General features: G+C 66.4%; 13 protein-coding genes and 2 tRNA genes. 6 read left to right on the top strand and 9 right to left on the bottom strand.

The window, feature by feature from the left end:
* The first annotated feature begins 986 nt into the window (after positions 1-986).
* On the top strand, positions 987-1,433 hold the full coding sequence (locus ACSNOD_RS17800) for a hypothetical protein (RefSeq protein ID WP_436767939.1): 447 nt from the start codon (positions 987-989) through the stop codon (positions 1,431-1,433).
* Between the two features lie 311 nt (positions 1,434-1,744).
* Here the strand turns inward: ACSNOD_RS17800 and ACSNOD_RS17795 are convergent, their stop codons facing one another.
* Positions 1,745-1,987 (bottom strand): hypothetical protein, encoded by a 243-nt coding sequence (locus ACSNOD_RS17795; protein ID WP_436767938.1) that lies wholly within the window; start codon positions 1,985-1,987, stop codon positions 1,745-1,747.
* 149 nt (positions 1,988-2,136) lie between these two features.
* Complete coding sequence (locus ACSNOD_RS17790; protein ID WP_436767937.1) at positions 2,137-3,144, bottom strand: helix-turn-helix transcriptional regulator; 1,008 nt, start codon at positions 3,142-3,144, stop codon at positions 2,137-2,139.
* A 317-nt stretch (positions 3,145-3,461) separates the two neighbouring features.
* Here ACSNOD_RS17790 and ACSNOD_RS17785 point away from each other — a divergent pair, with 317 nt between their 5' ends.
* The 4 genes from ACSNOD_RS17785 (at position 3,462) to radC (ending at position 7,652) form a co-directional block, all read left to right on the top strand.
* The gene (locus tag ACSNOD_RS17785) at positions 3,462-4,169 is read left to right on the top strand and encodes a hypothetical protein (protein ID WP_436767936.1); all 708 of its coding nucleotides are present in this window, start codon (positions 3,462-3,464) and stop codon (positions 4,167-4,169) included.
* 59 nt (positions 4,170-4,228) lie between these two features.
* Positions 4,229-4,561 (top strand): hypothetical protein, encoded by a 333-nt coding sequence (locus ACSNOD_RS17780; protein WP_436767935.1) that lies wholly within the window; start codon positions 4,229-4,231, stop codon positions 4,559-4,561.
* A 516-nt stretch (positions 4,562-5,077) separates the two neighbouring features.
* A complete protein-coding gene (locus ACSNOD_RS17775; RefSeq protein WP_436767934.1) occupies positions 5,078-6,970 on the top strand; it encodes a GmrSD restriction endonuclease domain-containing protein in 1,893 nt (630 codons plus the stop codon).
* Positions 6,971-6,998: 28 nt separating this feature from the next.
* Positions 6,999-7,652: a RadC family protein gene (gene radC / locus ACSNOD_RS17770; protein WP_436767933.1), complete on the top strand. Its 654-nt coding sequence runs from the start codon at positions 6,999-7,001 to the stop codon at positions 7,650-7,652.
* Here the strand turns inward: radC and ACSNOD_RS17765 are convergent.
* From ACSNOD_RS17765 to ACSNOD_RS17735, 7 genes are all read right to left on the bottom strand, one after another.
* Positions 7,636-8,781, bottom strand: a complete 1,146-nt coding sequence (locus tag ACSNOD_RS17765; protein ID WP_436767932.1) for a hypothetical protein — start codon at positions 8,779-8,781, stop codon at positions 7,636-7,638. The two genes, radC and ACSNOD_RS17765, sit on opposite strands and share 17 nt — an antisense overlap.
* Positions 8,781-10,295, bottom strand: a complete 1,515-nt coding sequence (locus ACSNOD_RS17760; protein ID WP_436767931.1) for a type I restriction-modification system subunit M — start codon at positions 10,293-10,295, stop codon at positions 8,781-8,783. The genes ACSNOD_RS17765 and ACSNOD_RS17760 overlap by 1 nt, the downstream gene beginning before the upstream one ends.
* Complete coding sequence (locus tag ACSNOD_RS17755; RefSeq protein ID WP_436767930.1) at positions 10,295-11,176, bottom strand: nucleotidyl transferase AbiEii/AbiGii toxin family protein; 882 nt, start codon at positions 11,174-11,176, stop codon at positions 10,295-10,297. The genes ACSNOD_RS17760 and ACSNOD_RS17755 overlap by 1 nt, the downstream gene beginning before the upstream one ends.
* Positions 11,173-11,772: a type IV toxin-antitoxin system AbiEi family antitoxin domain-containing protein gene (locus ACSNOD_RS17750; protein ID WP_436767929.1), complete on the bottom strand. Its 600-nt coding sequence runs from the start codon at positions 11,770-11,772 to the stop codon at positions 11,173-11,175. Before ACSNOD_RS17750 ends, ACSNOD_RS17755 begins: the two co-directional genes overlap by 4 nt.
* Before the next feature lie 82 nt (positions 11,773-11,854).
* A complete protein-coding gene (gene hsdR / locus ACSNOD_RS17745; RefSeq protein WP_436767928.1) occupies positions 11,855-14,308 on the bottom strand; it encodes an EcoAI/FtnUII family type I restriction enzme subunit R in 2,454 nt (817 codons plus the stop codon).
* A gap of 561 nt (positions 14,309-14,869) precedes the next feature.
* Positions 14,870-14,946 (bottom strand) — tRNA-Ile (locus tag ACSNOD_RS17740).
* 177 nt (positions 14,947-15,123) lie between these two features.
* Positions 15,124-15,196, bottom strand: a tRNA-Asn gene (locus tag ACSNOD_RS17735).
* 158 nt (positions 15,197-15,354) lie between these two features.
* On the opposite strand from ACSNOD_RS17735, the gene ACSNOD_RS17730 reads away from it, so the two are divergent.
* Positions 15,355-15,642, top strand: coding sequence for a YtxH domain-containing protein (locus ACSNOD_RS17730; protein ID WP_436767927.1), 288 nt, complete (start codon positions 15,355-15,357; stop codon positions 15,640-15,642).
* Positions 15,643-15,699 lie beyond the last annotated feature (57 nt).

Below are 15,699 nucleotides of genomic sequence, written 5' to 3'. Positions count from 1 at the left end.
GGTGGGGTGGTGTTTGCGCGCCCGGTTGCTGGGTGGTGTCGGTGCCGCACCGGGGTACCTCCTCGGCGGCGCACGTGTACGTGGTGTGTTCGGCTTTCTCGCCGTTTCGTGCGCCGCGCTGCGGGGGCACCCCGCTACGTCCCCTCCGGCCGGTTCGGGCGCACAAAGCTGGGTGGGGGTTACGCACTCCCTGCGTGTCTGGCTGAGCCGTGCTCGCGACCTGCCGCCACAGCTCCGGCTTCGCCGGAGAAAAGAAAACGGGCCGGAAGCAGAGGGCCGGCCGCAACCAGCTACGACCACCCCCCTACCGCGGGCGCGACGCGCTACCGGCCCGAGGGGACGTGGCGGGGTGCCCCCGCAGCGCGGCGCACATCTCCCCAGGGAGAGCCGAAACACAACCCGCACGGTGCGCCGCCGAGGAGGTACCCCGGCGCGGCACCGACACCACCCACGAACAGAGCGCACGACCGCAACCCACCACCCCCGCCCCGAAGGGGCGGGAAAAAGCCCCGGCCTACGGCCGGGGACGGGGGGGCTCCGCGCCGAAGGCGGGGGAAAACGAGTCCCGCCCCTGCGGGGCGGGAAATGGGGCTTCGCCCCGAAGGGGCGGGGTGGTCCCCCCGGCCTACGGCCGGGCTGAGGTGGTGGTCCCCGCCCCGAAGGCGCGGGCAAACGCGCTCACGTCACAGGCAACGTGACCGTGGTCGTCGCGCGAACCGGCCCGGAGGGCGACGCGCGGGAAAAGATCCCCGGCCGGAGGCCGGAAAGACGGCGACGGTCACGTCAGGGACGACCCACAACGTGGACGTCGCGCCAACCCGCCCGGAGGGCGACTGGCGCGCTTACGCCATGGCGTACTCCAGCAATTCAGGACTTATTGTTGGCACCTTCCCTCATTTGATTGGCTTTCATCCGTCACCGCGGCGACGGATGGGGGATCAGCCGTGCAGGACATGCAACGCCCACGAAACGTGCCTCAGCAGGACATGCCCCACCTCGATTTCCGGGCCGGGCGACACCGCTGCGGTTCAGCGGACACCGGTCTGTGCAGATCGTGCCGGGACCGGCTCGAGAATCACCTCGTCGCACTGCCCGCGATCTACGACGAGCTGGAAGCCTCGCTGGTCCCGGCACCCCCAGGAGTCGGGCGCGGCCCCGGCCCCGCGCCGGACCTCGCGGCGACCGCCGACGCCGTGGAGGCGCGCGCGGCCATCCGCGGCACGCTCGCCGCCTGGGCGGAGCTGGTCGTGGACAGCCTGGCGGCGACGCCGCCCAGACGCACCGTGCCGGCCCTCGCGGCCTTCCTCCGCCGGCACGCCGACTGGCTGGCGGACCACTGCGCGGCGCGCGACGCCGCGGCGGAGATGGACGAGTTGGTGTGCGGCTCGGTGCGCGCGGCGTCCCGTACGCGCACCCTGCGCCACCTCACCTAGACCCCTCGCCGGGGCGTCCCGAGCGCCCCCGGTGGTTGGTCCGCGGAACCCCCGCCGCGGACCAACCACCGGTTTCACCATGGTCGGAGCGGAGCGGAGCGGCCCGCACGCAGCCGCAGCCGCAGCCGCAGCACGAGCCGTACCCACAGCCGTACACAAAAAGCGCGCAGCCGGACACCGCACAACGGCGCGGTACGCCCCGTGGCCAACAGCCACGAGCCGTACCGCGCCGAACAGGGGCCCTGGGGTTGCAGAGATCGCAGAGAGCCGGACGGCCGGTCAGCGCCCGCCCGCCCGGCGGTGACGGCGCGTCAGGGCCACCAGATGTCGTCGGGGCCGGACCCGCCGTCCTGCTGGGGCCGGGCCGAGCTGGGCCACCATATGTCGTCGCCGGAGCCGCCGGGACGGACATCCGTGGTGGACCGGGCATCGGTCGTGGCCGGTGCCGCGGAGGTGTCGAGGGTGGCCGCGTACGCGGCGCCGGCGCCCGTGGAGAGACCGATGACCAGGGCTGCGACTGCGGAGATCTTGATCAGGTGCCGTGTGGGCGACATCGTGTTCCTTCTCTGCGGGTCCGCGGGTTACCGAGCGGTGAGGCCTTGGGCCGGGGTCGCGGCCTCGGGTAGGTGTCAGGGTGCCTCCAGCCGCGCAAGCGAACCAGACCTCGCGCCTGCGAATCCACGCCATGGCGTGAATCCGCAGGTCAGATCAGTCCCTGTGCGGCCGCCAGCGCCCCCGCCTGGAACCGGCTCTCGGCGTCCAGATGGCGCATGACCTCCGACACGAGACGGCTCACCGTGCGCAGGGATACTCCGAGTTTACGGGCGATGCGCTCGTCGGTGAGCCCGTTGGCGAGCAATCTCATCGTGGTGCGGTGCTGTTCGGTGAGCTGGTCGGCGCAGCCCTCCGACTCGTCGCAGTGCCCCTGGTACGCCACCGAGCGGAGCCAGCAGTCCTCGTACAGGGCCACATAGGACCGGACCAGGGCGGGGCCGCGAACCAGGATCACCGCGTCGGCGGGCTCGTCGGGGTACGCGGGCAGGATGGCGGTGCTGGAGTCGCCGACGATCAGATCGAGCGGCACCTGCGGGGCGAGCCGTACCTCGACGCCGGCGGCGGACAGGGCGCCCAGGTACTTGCGCTGGCGGGGCGCGGAGCTGACGCCCTGGGTGTAGATCGCGCGGACCTGGATGCCCCGTTGGACGAGGCGTCCGTCGATCTCCAGGGAGCGGGTGAGCACCTCGGCGGGCGGCAGCGGCCCCGGGTGCATGGAGCTGGTGCTGTGCTGGAGCAGGTCGGAGAACTCGCCGAGCAGTTGCTGTTTGCGGCGGGCGCCGCTGATGACCTCGACCTCGACCTCGGCGGTGTCGCGCAGTACGGCGGGGCGGTAGCGGCCGGTGAGCGACTCGGCGGCGCGGACGATCGCGGCGAGTTCCTCGGACTGGGCGCGCAGGGCGGCGCGCTGGCGGTCGAGCAGCCCCATCAGGGCGGTGTCCGGCTCCACGCAGTCCACTTCCTGGGAGTACCGCCCGGCCCTGACCAGGCCCAGCTCCCGGAGCTCGGCCCAGCCGGCCCGGGCCTCGGGGGCGCCGAGCCCCAGTTCGGCGGCGGCCTTGTCGGGAGTGCAGGGGCCTTGGGCGCGCAGCGCCAGATAGAGGGCGAGCGCGACGTCGTCGGTGCCCGAATCGCAGCCCCGTGCGGAAGCGGCCATCCCCCAATCCCCCCTCCGCACCGCGTGGCCCCGGATCGCGAGCGGGGACGCGATGCACAGACAGCTCCATGGCTGACTGTAGCAACGCAACCGCACCGCGCCATGGCCCGAGACTCTCTTTTGACTCGCGGCCTCCTCGCCGCGCCGCGGGGTCGATGCCGACAGTCGGTTTCATGTGGGCTGAAAGTTGTCCCTGGGGCGAGGGCGAGGTTGCGACGGTGTCCGGCGCGCACGCAACATCGACGTTCGACCGACCGTCAGAAACGCCGGTCGCACTGTGCCGGCCGGCTGTTTCATCGAGCGGGCAGGAGTGAAGCATGGCATTGGCAATGCGGACGGCGACGATAGCCATTCCCCAGATGCGGCCGGACAGAAGCACGTATCGCTTCACGGAATACGTGGAGTTTCCCACGGCCGTTCGTCGGGACAGCCGTCAGGGATCTGTCGTCGACGTCGTCCTGCAGTCGTTCGACCTCTCGTACACGGACTGGGCCGCGCACAACTTCGGCAGGGAGACGGTCAGGCTGTCGGCGAGCGCGTCGGGGAGCAAGGTCGCCGTCACGGCCGAAGTGACCCTGCGCGACGAGAACGGCGACGACGAGTTCTCCGGGAGGATCACCGCGCTGGTCGTGGCCGATCTGGAGGACGGCGCCGAGGCCGGGTCGCTGGAGGTGAGGGGCGCCGGGACCAGGACGGCCGGGCGGGGCGACTACGTGTATCCGCCGGTGTCGGTACGGAACGTGGGGGCCGAGACCGTCCACAGCACGACCGTCACGGTCACGGCACCGCACGGCATGACGTTCGAGGACGGCCGCCTGTACCTGTCGGACACCGTGTGGTTCTCGGGTCATCTGTCGAGCGACCGCAGGACCCTCACCGTCAGGAATGTCCGCCTGAACCTCGCGCCGAACGCGACGGCCTGGATGTGGACCGGTCTCGTCGTCGACAACGCGTCGCCGGGGCCGCACGGGGTCGAATACCGGGTCGCGGAATTCTCCGGGCAGGGCACCGTCCAGGTCGTCTGACAACCGTGAGGCGGCGGACCGATCGCCGCGCTTCCCCACCGATCGAGAGGAGACGGCAGATGGCACTCGCGATGCGTACGGTGAGCATCAAAATCAACCCCGTGAAGCCGGGGCGGGCCACCCAGCGTTACGCGGAGTGGACGGAATTCCATTCCCCCATTCGCAACGACAGGCATCAGGGCCCGGTCGTCAACGTGGCCCTGCAATCGTTCGACCTCTCCTACACCAACTGGGCGGCCCACGGCTTCGGCAAGGAGTCGATCCAGCTGTCCGTGACCCCGTCCGGGAGCAGGGTCACCGTCAACGCCGAGGTGATGCTGCGGGACCAGGACGGCGACGAGGAGTTCTCCGGGGAGATCGTCGCGCTGGTGATCGCCGACCTGGAGGACTGACGCGCGGGCCCCGGGGGGCGGAGGCGCTCCGGCGCGCGGGGGTGGGCTCGCGGAGGCGGGCCCACCCCTCCGTCGCGAGGACCGCCCCCGGGCGGCGACGTGATACGGATCACTCGGCCGCGCCCGGTGATCGACGCCGGGGTCGTACGGGGGCGCCGTTCGACGCGATGTTCGATCGTGGCGACCCGCGCGGCCCACGACGCCTCCCGGCATCTCGGCCGAGCAATGGCCGAGCAGCCGATCCCGAACCCACGAAAAAGGCCCCCGCCGAAGCGGGGGCTCACCTGTTGTCGCAGGTCGGACGGGTGATGTTCCGTTCCTGCACGGTGGGGCGGGTGGGACTCGAACCCACGACCGACGGATTATGAGTCCTTTCTGATCTTCCGACCGTCCCCGCTCTTGCCTCGTTCTTTCTATAACCGCAGGTCAGAGGCGCTGTGCTGTTCTGGCTCTGCGCCGGCCTTCCTGATCCTTCCGGGTCCTTCCGTCCACTGCGTGTCCACTGGCGGATCCCCCGTGAGCCCTGCCGAGGGGGCACCTGAGGCAACTGCCTGGATCGACGCAGGCCGCACGGCTGGCGAAGTCGAGGTCTCGAACTCGCGCGCAGCAGAGTGCCTTTCCGTCGTGCCGGGCTGCGACCACCGTTGTCAGTGCCGCCTCATAGACTGTCGTCAACTGCTCAGATGGGGGAATGCGTTGGCGACGATTCCTGTTCAGAAGCGCCAGGCACAGGATCCGGACTCAAGCGTGCCACGACTGGTAACCGTGGTCGATCGGGTGCTGGAGGGCGATGTAGTACTGCCCAAGTTCCAGCGGAACTTCGTTTGGACTCGGCAGCAGATCCTCGATCTGCTCGACTCCGTAGCGCGTAACTACCCCATCGGCAGCATCCTGCTGTGGCAGAGCACCGAGCAGCTTGCGAGTGAGCGCACGGTCGCCGGATTGACCGTCGGCGAACACCGTCATGGCTATCCGGTGAACTACATCCTCGATGGACAGCAGCGACTGGCGACGATCTGCGGGGCCCTGCACTGGGCCCCGGATGGTGACGCCGAAAGCAACTGGAACATCGTCTACGATCTCGAAGAGCAGGCGTTCAGGCATACGGATACGCTGGAGGACCCGCCCGCGCACATCATCCCGGTCCGGCTGCTCTCCAACGGCTTCCTCTTCGCCAACCGCGCTTCGAAGCTCGGCTCCGCGGACCTGCAGGAGCGGGCCGCGGAGCTGTACAACCGGTTCTCAAACTATCAGATCGCCGTAGTCACCCTCCGGGGCATGCCGTCGACCGAGGTTGCGAAGGTCTTCGAGCGGATCAACAGCACCGCGACCCCGCTCACCGTCGTCGACCTGATGCGGGCGGCGACCTGGAGCCCGGAGTTCGATCTCAAAGACGAGATCGACGAGCTGCTCGAGGTCCTGAGCCGGAAGCAGTACGGCAAAGTCGACACGAAGACCATGCTGCGCACAATCTCCGCCGCTGCCGGGTTTGGGTTTTCTCGTGAGGACATGAACCAGCTGCGGCATCTGAGCAAGGATGAACTGGAGGAGGCGGTTAAGGCCGCCGTCGAAGCATCCAAGCTCGCGGTCGACTTCCTGACCACGCATGTCCGTACGCCCCGTGCTACTGCCCTGCCCTACTACAACCAGTTCGCGGTCCTGGTCGAGATCTTCCGCCAGGTACCGAAGGCCACAGCAGCCCAGTACGACGCCATCGAACGATGGTTCTGGCTCACCGCCAGCGGCGAGTACTTCAAGGGTTGGAACGCGCGGCAGATGGCGGACGACCGCGAAGCGGTCCACAGCTTCGCCTCGGGTCGGACCGATGAGATCGAGGTCAGTGCAGGCGTGCCGCGCAGCGTCCTGTGGCGCCGCAATCAGTTCAGGGCCACGAATGCGCCGTCGAAGCTGCTGGGTCTACTGCTCGCCGAGGCTCACCCGCTGGACCTCCGCAACGGCCGCCGGATCGACACGGACAAGGCGCTGTCCTGGCAGAACGACAAGGAGTTCCACCACTTCTTCCCGAAGTCGTTCCTGAAGAAGCAGGGACTCAACGTGAGCCAGGCCAATGTCTGCGCCAACTTGATCATGCTGAGCTCTGTATCGAATATTGCCATCAGCGATCAGCCGCCATCGGTCTACTTGAAGGATCTGTGCGAGACCCAGGGCAAGGACACGATTCGGAAGCGCCTGGCGACCTGCCTCATCGAGGAGGATGCCTTCGAAGCCGCCCTGCGGGATGACTACGAGGGCTTCCTCCGTGCGCGCTCCGAAACCCTCCACAAGCGCCTGATGGAACTCATCGGCTCGCCAGCAACCGGAGCACAGGAGCATGTGGTGGTCCCCGACGACGGCGAAAGCGGGGGCCGCGATACGGACGAGCCGATCGACCGCGACTCCGCGGACTGAGTAGGGCATACGGATGCGGGTCAAAGACATGCCGTCAGCCGACCGTCCGCGAGAGCGGCTGTGGGCGCGTGGCGCGGAGGCGCTCGCCGACCGAGAGCTTCTCGCGCTCCTTTTAGGCTCGGGTATTCCGGGGCAAGACGCGGTCCAGCTGGCCGGCGAGCTCCTCGCAGCACACGGCGGGCTCCGCGGCCTGGCCCAGGCCGACCCGCAGGCTCTCGTGCAGCTGCCGGGCATGGGCCAGGCGAAGGCGGTACGGGTCGCGGCGGCCTTCCAGCTGGCTCGCCGCCTGCAGAACACGGACCTGCACAGCCCTGACCGGGTCACGACCACGGCCGACCTCGCCGCGGTCACCGCACCACTGCTACGCGGGCTGCGCCACGAGCGCGTAATCGTCGTGGCCTGCGACGCGTCAGGCAAGGTCCTCCGAGTCGCCCGCCTGACAGACGGCGCCACGGACCGCAGCCTGATCCCGGTGCGCGACACTCTCGCCCTGGTCCTATCGGCCGGCGCCTCGTCCTTCGGCGTGGCCCACAACCACCCCTCAGGCAACCCCGAACCGAGCATGGCCGACCGACAGGTGACCGACCACCTGCGGGAGGCGGCGCAGACGGTCGGACTGCGGTTCCTTGATCACGTGGTCATGACGGACGACGCCTGGCGCCGGGTCACAGCTGCCGGGTGAAGGCGGCGTTGAGGATGGAGGGCCGCAAGGCGGCGAGCGAGGGCTCGGCGTATGCGGTGTTCAGCTTCTCCGAGAGCCGGTCGAGGGTACTCGCGACATGGTCCTGCACCGGGCGCGGGGGAAGCGGGATCGTCAACGCCTCGAACCGCTTCCGGCCGAGGGTTCGGTTGCGCTCGGCGCCTGCCGAGCATGCAGACCCGACGAGCGCCAATCCCTGCCGGCTCAGCAGGAAGTGCCGCAGGTAGCTCGTGTTCGCTCGGTCATCAACTGGCAGATAGAAGAAGAACCGATTCGATGCGATGTACCCTGCGTCCTCTGCCTGCGTCACGGAAATTCCCCCCTCCCAGGCCATGAGATTGCTCAGGGCAAGTGCCCCCTCGGGAAATGTGAAGTAGCTAAGCTTACTCAATCCGTCCGCGGAGACGTCGGGATGGTGAATGATGCCCCGACCGAACGACCGGATGCCGATGGTTCGATAGGTGTCAGCATCACCGATATGTGCCGGTGTGCGAGTGAACGTCAGAATCTCGCCAATCCGAGCCAATTCGGTTGCACTCGCCACGACTGAATCGATGAGCGACTCGGCCAGGCACGTTCTAAGGTGCTCCATCCGTGCGCGCAGCTCATGGATGGAGTCGACGCGACCCAAAAGTGCATCCAATTTATCGGCAACCCGACGCTGCTCTTTTACGCTCGGGAGCGGCACCTCCATTTTTTTTACGGAATCAACGGACAGGGTCTTGTTGCGAGCTGCGGATCCAGGGGAGCACCTTCTGACCTGAGCGGCGCCACCTTCGCTCTGGAAATAGTAGTTTAGATATCTTAGATCCGCTCCGCCGCAGGGCCGAAAGCTCAGGAATCGATTGGATCCGATGCACCCACGCTCGCCTGCCCCAGAGAGGGCGATGGCACCTTCCCACGCCATGATGTTACTGAAGATTAGCCTTTCGGGGCGGATCTCGAAATACCGCAGCTTGCCGAGATCCCGCCCGAATTTTGCGTCACGATGGAAGATTCCGCGACCGAATGACCTGATACCGATCTGGATATACTCGAGATCTGAGTCAATATCGACGGGGATTCGCTCGAATTCGAGCACGTCACCCAGCGCCACTTTCGAGTGAATCATTACTCGGCGATCCCTGCCTTCATTTCAGTCAGCAGGTCAAGGATTTCCTTCTCCGCTTTAAGTAGTTCATCCAAGAGATCCCCGGGCGGTCTGTGTGCCAAATCGCCGCCTGCATGCGGATTTGACAGGTCAAGGTTGTACCCGCCCTTCGCAATCTCGTTCGCGTCGATCTTCCATGCGCACTCGGTAACCTCGCGCCCAGTGCGCCCTTCACCACCCCACCACTTCGCGCACTCGGCGAACTCCTCGTAGCGCATGGGCTTCGTCTTGCTGTAGCCGCGTCGTCCCTCCGGCAGGGGGATCTCGTAGAACCACGTCTCCTTCGTCGAGCCAGCTTTCTCGAAGAAGAGCAGGTTCGCGGGAATCTGCGTGTACGGGGCGAAGACGCCCTGCGGGAGACGCACGATCGTGTGGAGGTTGCACTCCCGCATCAGCTTCTGTTTGATCTTCGCGCCCACGCCGCCGCCGAAGAGCACGCCGTTCGGCAGGACGATCGCGCACCGGCCTCCAGGCTTCAGTCGCCCGATCACGGAGTAGAGGAAGAGCCAGGCGGTCTCGTGCGTGCCGACTCCGGCTGAGTCGAAGGCCGCCGCGACTGACTTCTCCTCCTCACCGCCGAACGGTGGATTGGTAAGCACCACATTCACGCGGTGCTTCGGGCTGCTCTCCTCCCGCATCTTGCGCAACGCGTTCGTGCGGATCACGTTCGGCGCATCAATGCCATGGAGGAGCAGGTTCATCATCCCGAGCAGATACGGGAGCGGCTTCTTCTCCATGCCCCGGATGTTGTGGTGGAGTTCGGCCAGTTCCATCTGGGAGCGCGGGAGTTCCTTCAGCTCCTCGTACGCCTCCACGAGGAAGCCACCCGTACCGCAGGCCGGGTCGAGGATGGACTCCCCCAGCTTGAGAAAGCTCTGCTCCACCATGAAGCGGATCACCGGTCGCGGAGTGTAGAACTCGCCCGAGTCGCCTGCGGCGTCCCGCATCTCCTTCAGGATCGACTCGTAGACGTAAGCCATTGTGTGGATGTCGTCCGTGGAGTCGAAGCTGATGCCGTTGACCACGTTGACCAGATCACGCAGCAGCGTGCCTGAAAGCATCCGGTTGTTGACGTCCTGGAAGATAGTGGAGATCACATTCCTGGGATCTCCCTCCTCATCGCTTTTTAGATCACGCAGATACGGGAGGAGTTTCATGTTGACGAAGTCGAGGAACTCCTTCCCTGTAAATTCGGTTCTTGCTCCCCAGCTCTTCCAGTCGTATGGCGGCTGGATCACGCGCTCGTAGCCAAGGATCTCTGCCTCCCGCTCCTCCTCCACGCACACATCAAAGGCCCGGAGGAACAGAATCCACGTCAGCTGAGGCAGGCGGTCCAGGTCACCGTTGAGGCCGGCGTCCTTGCGCATGATGTCGCGCGCCGACTTGATGGCCGACTGAAGTTCCCCGCGGGTTCGCTTCTTGGGCTGGGCGGGTACGTCAATGGCCAGTTGGTTGGTAGTGTCCTGCGGCGGCATCAGTCTTCCGTTCCGGTGGAGGGGTTCACAACTCGCGCCCAGAATTCGCGCAGTGCGGTCAGCGCGCCGTCCAAGGTCGCTGTTGTCTCAGTCAGTCCCTCGGCGAGGGGTGGGTACGTTTCCCGCCACAGCGGTGGTGGGTCGGGAATCAAATGGGGGACGGCATGCGTGTCCCGGATCGTGAAGACATGCCGCACTACGCCGTACAGCTCCACGTCTGCGGCCATACCCGTCTCGATCAGCAGCACGAGATCAGCTAGGTCCTTGACTCTCGTATTAGGGCGGTCACCGTATTCACGTGTGAGGGCATGGAGCTTTTCAGCGAAGTGCTGCCGCCGGTCCACCGCCTCGATCGTCCGGGCGGGGATTCCGGCGAAGTCGAGTGCACCGAGGAGCGGCAGACGCTCCGTGCCCGCCACCTCCTCGCCGCGGGCGGCGACGTCGATCCGGACACCGGCGAAGGACTTACCGCCAAGGCCGGCTTCGATGGAGAACCTCCACGCCGGGCGCCCCCCGGTATCAGCGGCCAGCTCCACCGGCGCGGGAACCCGGAAGGTGAACCAGTCTCCGTCCGGGTCTTCTGCAAGCGCATCGAGCAGTGCCTCGCGAAGCGTGCCGCCAGTCAGTCCCGTTTCCCGGATGGCGAGGTCCATGTCCTTGGTCGCTCGGGCCCGATTCCGGAGCCGAAACTCAAGCGCGGCCCCGCCCTTGAGGATCCACTCGGCCTCCGAATCGGCTGAGAGCCGTGCTGCGATGCGGTCGAAGACCACTCGGCGGCGCAGGCGTCCCAGATCTGTGGCATCGGTCTCCGACTGGCGCTTCAGCCTCGCCTCCAGCGCCCTACGGAGTGCGACGGCGTCCTGGTACCGCTTCTCCCTCACTCCGTCACCTCCCTTAGCGCACGCTCTACGCCGAGTTCGGCTCGCGCTCCGAGTTCCTGGGCCGCGTGCAGGAGGCGGCGTCGGGTGGTCAGGCCCCGCGAGAGAGCGTCGTTCACTGCGGAGTCGACTACGTCTTGATCGACCGCGTCAGCCGCGCTCTCCGTGATGGCCCGCAGGGGTGTGGTGACCTTGAAACCCTCGTGTTGTTCGATGTCCGCAGCGCCGAGAGTGGCGCGGTGGAGGACGACAGCCGAGTCCTTAGCACGAAAGCTCGGAGGTACGGTCAGGTGGATCTCCGCCGGGTTGGCGATGCCCAGGTCGTGTACAGCAAGGGCCGTCGTGTGTGACACCACAGCCTGGTCCCGGCTCCAGAGGGACCAGCGGACCAGGTGGTCAGTGTCGGTGCTCGGCAGGTCGAGATACTCGCGGAAGCGGTAGATGCCGCGATCGACACGGATCCAGTTGCGCCGACCGACGTGGAAGTGCTGGGCCTGGTAGGAGTAGCCGGCCTTGAGCGCCTGGGCAGCCGTGAAGTAGCCGCGTTGGCTGGCGGCGGTGCGCCATAGACGGTCGCGAGTCGTGTCATCACCGAGCACCGTGAGAGCGTAGCAGAAACACTCCTCCTAGTTTCCTTTAGCTTCACGAAAATCGATACGTGAAACTAAAAGTGGGATGTAGTTACGCGACGTCGAAGAGCCGCTTAGCCAGGTCGTCGATCGCCTCGTGCATCTGCGGCGCCCCGCCGAACCGCGCAGCCAGCTGCCGGACCGTACCCAGATGCCGGAAGGGTGGTACACGCAGCGCGCCGGCCTCCAGCTCGGTGGAGCCCTTCTCGGTGAAGCGGTCCAACAGCACATCAAGCACCTCACGCGCCTCAGGTGCGAAGCTCTTGAGGAACTGATCGTGCTCACGGCGTACCCGGTGGGCCCGCTCTGACCGGCTGATCAGGGGCAACTCCCAGGCCGCGTTGATCAGCAGATCAACGGGGTCGGCCTCGGGGTGGTCGAGCTTGCGCAGCAGGTCCTCCTCCGTGATGCCGATCTCTTCGCTGTTCAGGCGCTCGCGCAGGATGTTGCGACTCTTCGCGGTGGCCCACTGCGTCCTCAGATCCGTCGGCGACAGGTTCAGCTCCAGCACTCGGTCATGCACGTATTCCCGGTAGTGGACCATGCGCATGGACTGGCCGTCAGGATGCAGCTGGTAGTGCATGTCGTTCCAGACGAAGACCTCCACGCCGTTGACGTAGATGCGTCGGGTGCCACGACTCTGGATCTCATCGACGCGATCCTCGTCCGTGATCATCGTCCCGTCGTCATCCGCGGGCAGTGTGCCTCCCTCCCCCGACTGGAAGTCCGCGTCGGGTTCTGCGACCTCTTCGGCGGGGCCGTCCGGGCTCTCCAGCTCTTCGCGCTCGATCAGCTCTCCCTGCTGGTCTGTCCGGTCATTGATGACTCTCAGCGGCGGGCCGTCGAACTCGGGATCATTGAACAGAAGAGTCGCATCAACGAAGTCGATGATGTCGAAGGACCCTTTGTCGATGTCCAGGCACAGCCGGGTGCCTCGCCCGATGATCTGCTTGAACTGCGGCATGGAGTTGATCCGGCGCACGATCACGATGTTGCGGGCCGAGGGGATGTCGACGCCGGTCGTCAGCATCTGGCTGGTCACGGCGATCACGGGCTCGTCGGTGTCGTCCCGCCGGAACCGGTCCAGAAGCTCCCTTCCCGGCTTCCCGTCGTCATCGGTGATTCGGCAGACATAGTCCGGGTAGCGCGCGACGAGGTCGAGGTTCGCCTGGTTGAGTGCGGCGACCATGCGGTGTGCGTGATCGTTGTTCTCACAGAAGACGATCGTCTTCGCCATCCGGTCCGTATCGGCCAGGTAGTTCGTGAGGTACCGGGCTACTTCCTCGGTGCGTTCCTCAATGGCCAGTGCCTTCTCGTAGTGGCGCTGGGTATAGACCCGGTCCGGGATAGGGTTGCCGGAAGTGTCGAGCTGCCCAGGTTCGGGCTTGAAGCCCGTCATGTCGACATTCAGGTGGACCCGCCGCAGACGGTACGGGGCCAGGAAGCCGTCCTCGATGCCGTCCTTCAGGGAGTACTCGTAGACCGGCTCACCGAAGTACCCGTAGGTATGCCGCCCCGAGTCCGCGATCGGCGTCGCGGTCAGTCCGAGTTGTACGGCCCCCGAGAAGTGGTCAAGGATGCCCCGCCATTTACTTTCTTCGGCCGAGCTGCCGCGGTGGCATTCGTCCACGATGATCAGGTGGAAGTAGTCTGGACGGTACTGACTGAAGAGCGCAGCTTCGTCCCCTCGGCTGCTGTCCAGCGACTGGTACAGCGCGAAGAATATCTGCCGCGCGCGCTGCGCCCCTCCGCTGATCTTGTGGACGACGTCTCCGAAGACTGGCTCGAAGTAGTCGTCTTTCGGCTGGTCAACCAGGATGTTGCGATCAGCCAGGTAGAGCACGCGGGGCTTCTCGCCTCCTTTCCACCCGCTCTCGCGCAACTTTGAGACCAGCTGGAACGCAACCATGGTCTTGCCGGTGCCAGTGGCCAGCGTCAGCAGGATCCGCTTCTGGCCACGGGCTATCGCCAAGAGCGCCTCATTGACCGCCCGACGCTGGTAGTACCTGGGGCGCTTGGGGGTGAGATCGTTGTTGCGCAAGCGATGGTCAAACGAGGCGAGGATGAGCTCGCGCTCCAGATCGGTCGTGATCTCCTTCTCTCCGCAATACCGCTGCCAAAGTTCCTCCGGCGACGGGAACGTCGACACCCGGTGCCGGTTGCCGCCGATCTCGATCTCCCAGATCTCGATGCCGTTCGTGGCGTAGGCCACTGGCAGGCCCAGTCTGCGGGCGTACCGCTTGGCCTGCTCGATGCCGGCTGCGACATCCACACTCGTCCGCTTGGCCTCGACCACCGCGAGGGGCACGTCGTCGCGGTACTCCAGGACGTAGTCCGCTATCAGCGCCCGCTCACGCCGATGCCGCCGCGGCGACACCACGAGCTTGCCGTCGTTGATCGAGTACTGCTCGCGGATCTGATCTCTGCTCCAGCCCACCTCGGTCAGCGCCGGCAGCACGAAGGCCCGGCACGTCTCCTGCTCGCTCAGTCCCCCTGCGCTCATCATGCAAGATTCATACATCAGGGACAGAGGCAAGAAGGGTGAAAATTCGTCACCCGAGTAAGGAATCCGGGCTCCAGCGATCCGAAACGCCACCGCCCGGCCTCGTGTCCGCTTGCCGACCGCTGCGGCCTGCTCAACTGACGTGGCGGCTCGCCTCCGTCAAGCGGCAGCCGCCAGCGCCCCACAACCAAGGAAGCACCTTGGACTGGCGTCCAGTCGGTGGGCGGGCGCCGAAGCCCCCGACGCCCACGGCGGGCGAGTCGAGCAGCAGTTTGGAAAGACATCTTGCAGGCAGGGTTGGAGCGGGACGGCGGCCAGGCCGCGCGCGGCCGACGCCCCGCCTCCGTTTCCTCGCGTCCACTCGATCCTGCTTTTCGACTCCGCTGGGTAACCTCCAGCAGATGAGCTCATTCCGCATTACTGCAGGTCAGAAGCCTGACAGGGGTGTCCGCACCTGTCGCGACACCTCGACCAGTACTCCTGAGCAGCAGATTCTCCTCTGTTAGACCCGAGGCGTTACTCAGGGTCATCGAAGATACGTTTCCGCAGGTCAGAGCATGTTGCTGGTGGGGCGGGTGGGACTCGAACCCACGACCGACGGATTATGAGTCCGCTGCTCTAACCGGCTGAGCTACCGCCCCGTACGGCGCGTCGCGCACAACTGTGCGCGCCGTCTGCCGCAGCATAGCTGCTCATACGATCTGCCGCCCGTACGGGCCCCAGACCCCTGCCTGGAGGACACCGGCCACCGGGCGGGCGGTTCCGCCGGGGCCCGAGCCATGAAAAAAGGCCCCGCTGACGGGGCCTTCGTTCGTGGGCTCCCCCGACTGGACTCGAACCAGTAACCTGCCGGTTAACAGCCGGCTGCTCTGCCAATTGAGCTACAGGGGACTGCTCCGCTCGGTCCCGCCTGGCCGGTTTCCCGGGGGCGTTCCCTCGCTGCGAGCAATACATTAGCGCATGTCGGGGGGTGCTTTGAAATCGGTGCTCGCATGGGCACCCGCCAGGCGGGACAGGTGTCCATCAGACACGAGGAAAGGGTGGAGGCCATGCGCTACCGACTCACGTTCGTCTGCGGTCTGGCTGTCGGTTACGTCCTGGGGGCCAGGGCCGGCCGGGAGCGTTACGAGCAGCTGCGCAAGAGCGCGCAGCAGGTCACTCGGAACCCGGCCGTCCGGAACGCGGCGGAGTCCGCGGTTCAGACGGGGCGGGAGGTCGCGGCGAAGGCGGCCGGCCGCGTCGGCGACCGGCTCCCCGGGTCCGTGACCGAGCGGGTCCGTTCGCTGCGGGAGCAGCGGGGGGCGGAGCAGGACGACTGGGGCACGTCCAATACGTGATGCCGATGCCCTCCGGGCTCGGTTGGCGCGACGTCCACGTTCACGTTGTCCGTGACG

The organism is Streptomyces sp. URMC 123 (assembly GCF_051386515.1).
GTDB lineage: Bacteria > Actinomycetota > Actinomycetes > Streptomycetales > Streptomycetaceae > Streptomyces.
The sequence above is the reverse complement of the archived record's forward strand: the minus strand, read 5'-3'. Positions and strand labels throughout refer to the sequence as shown.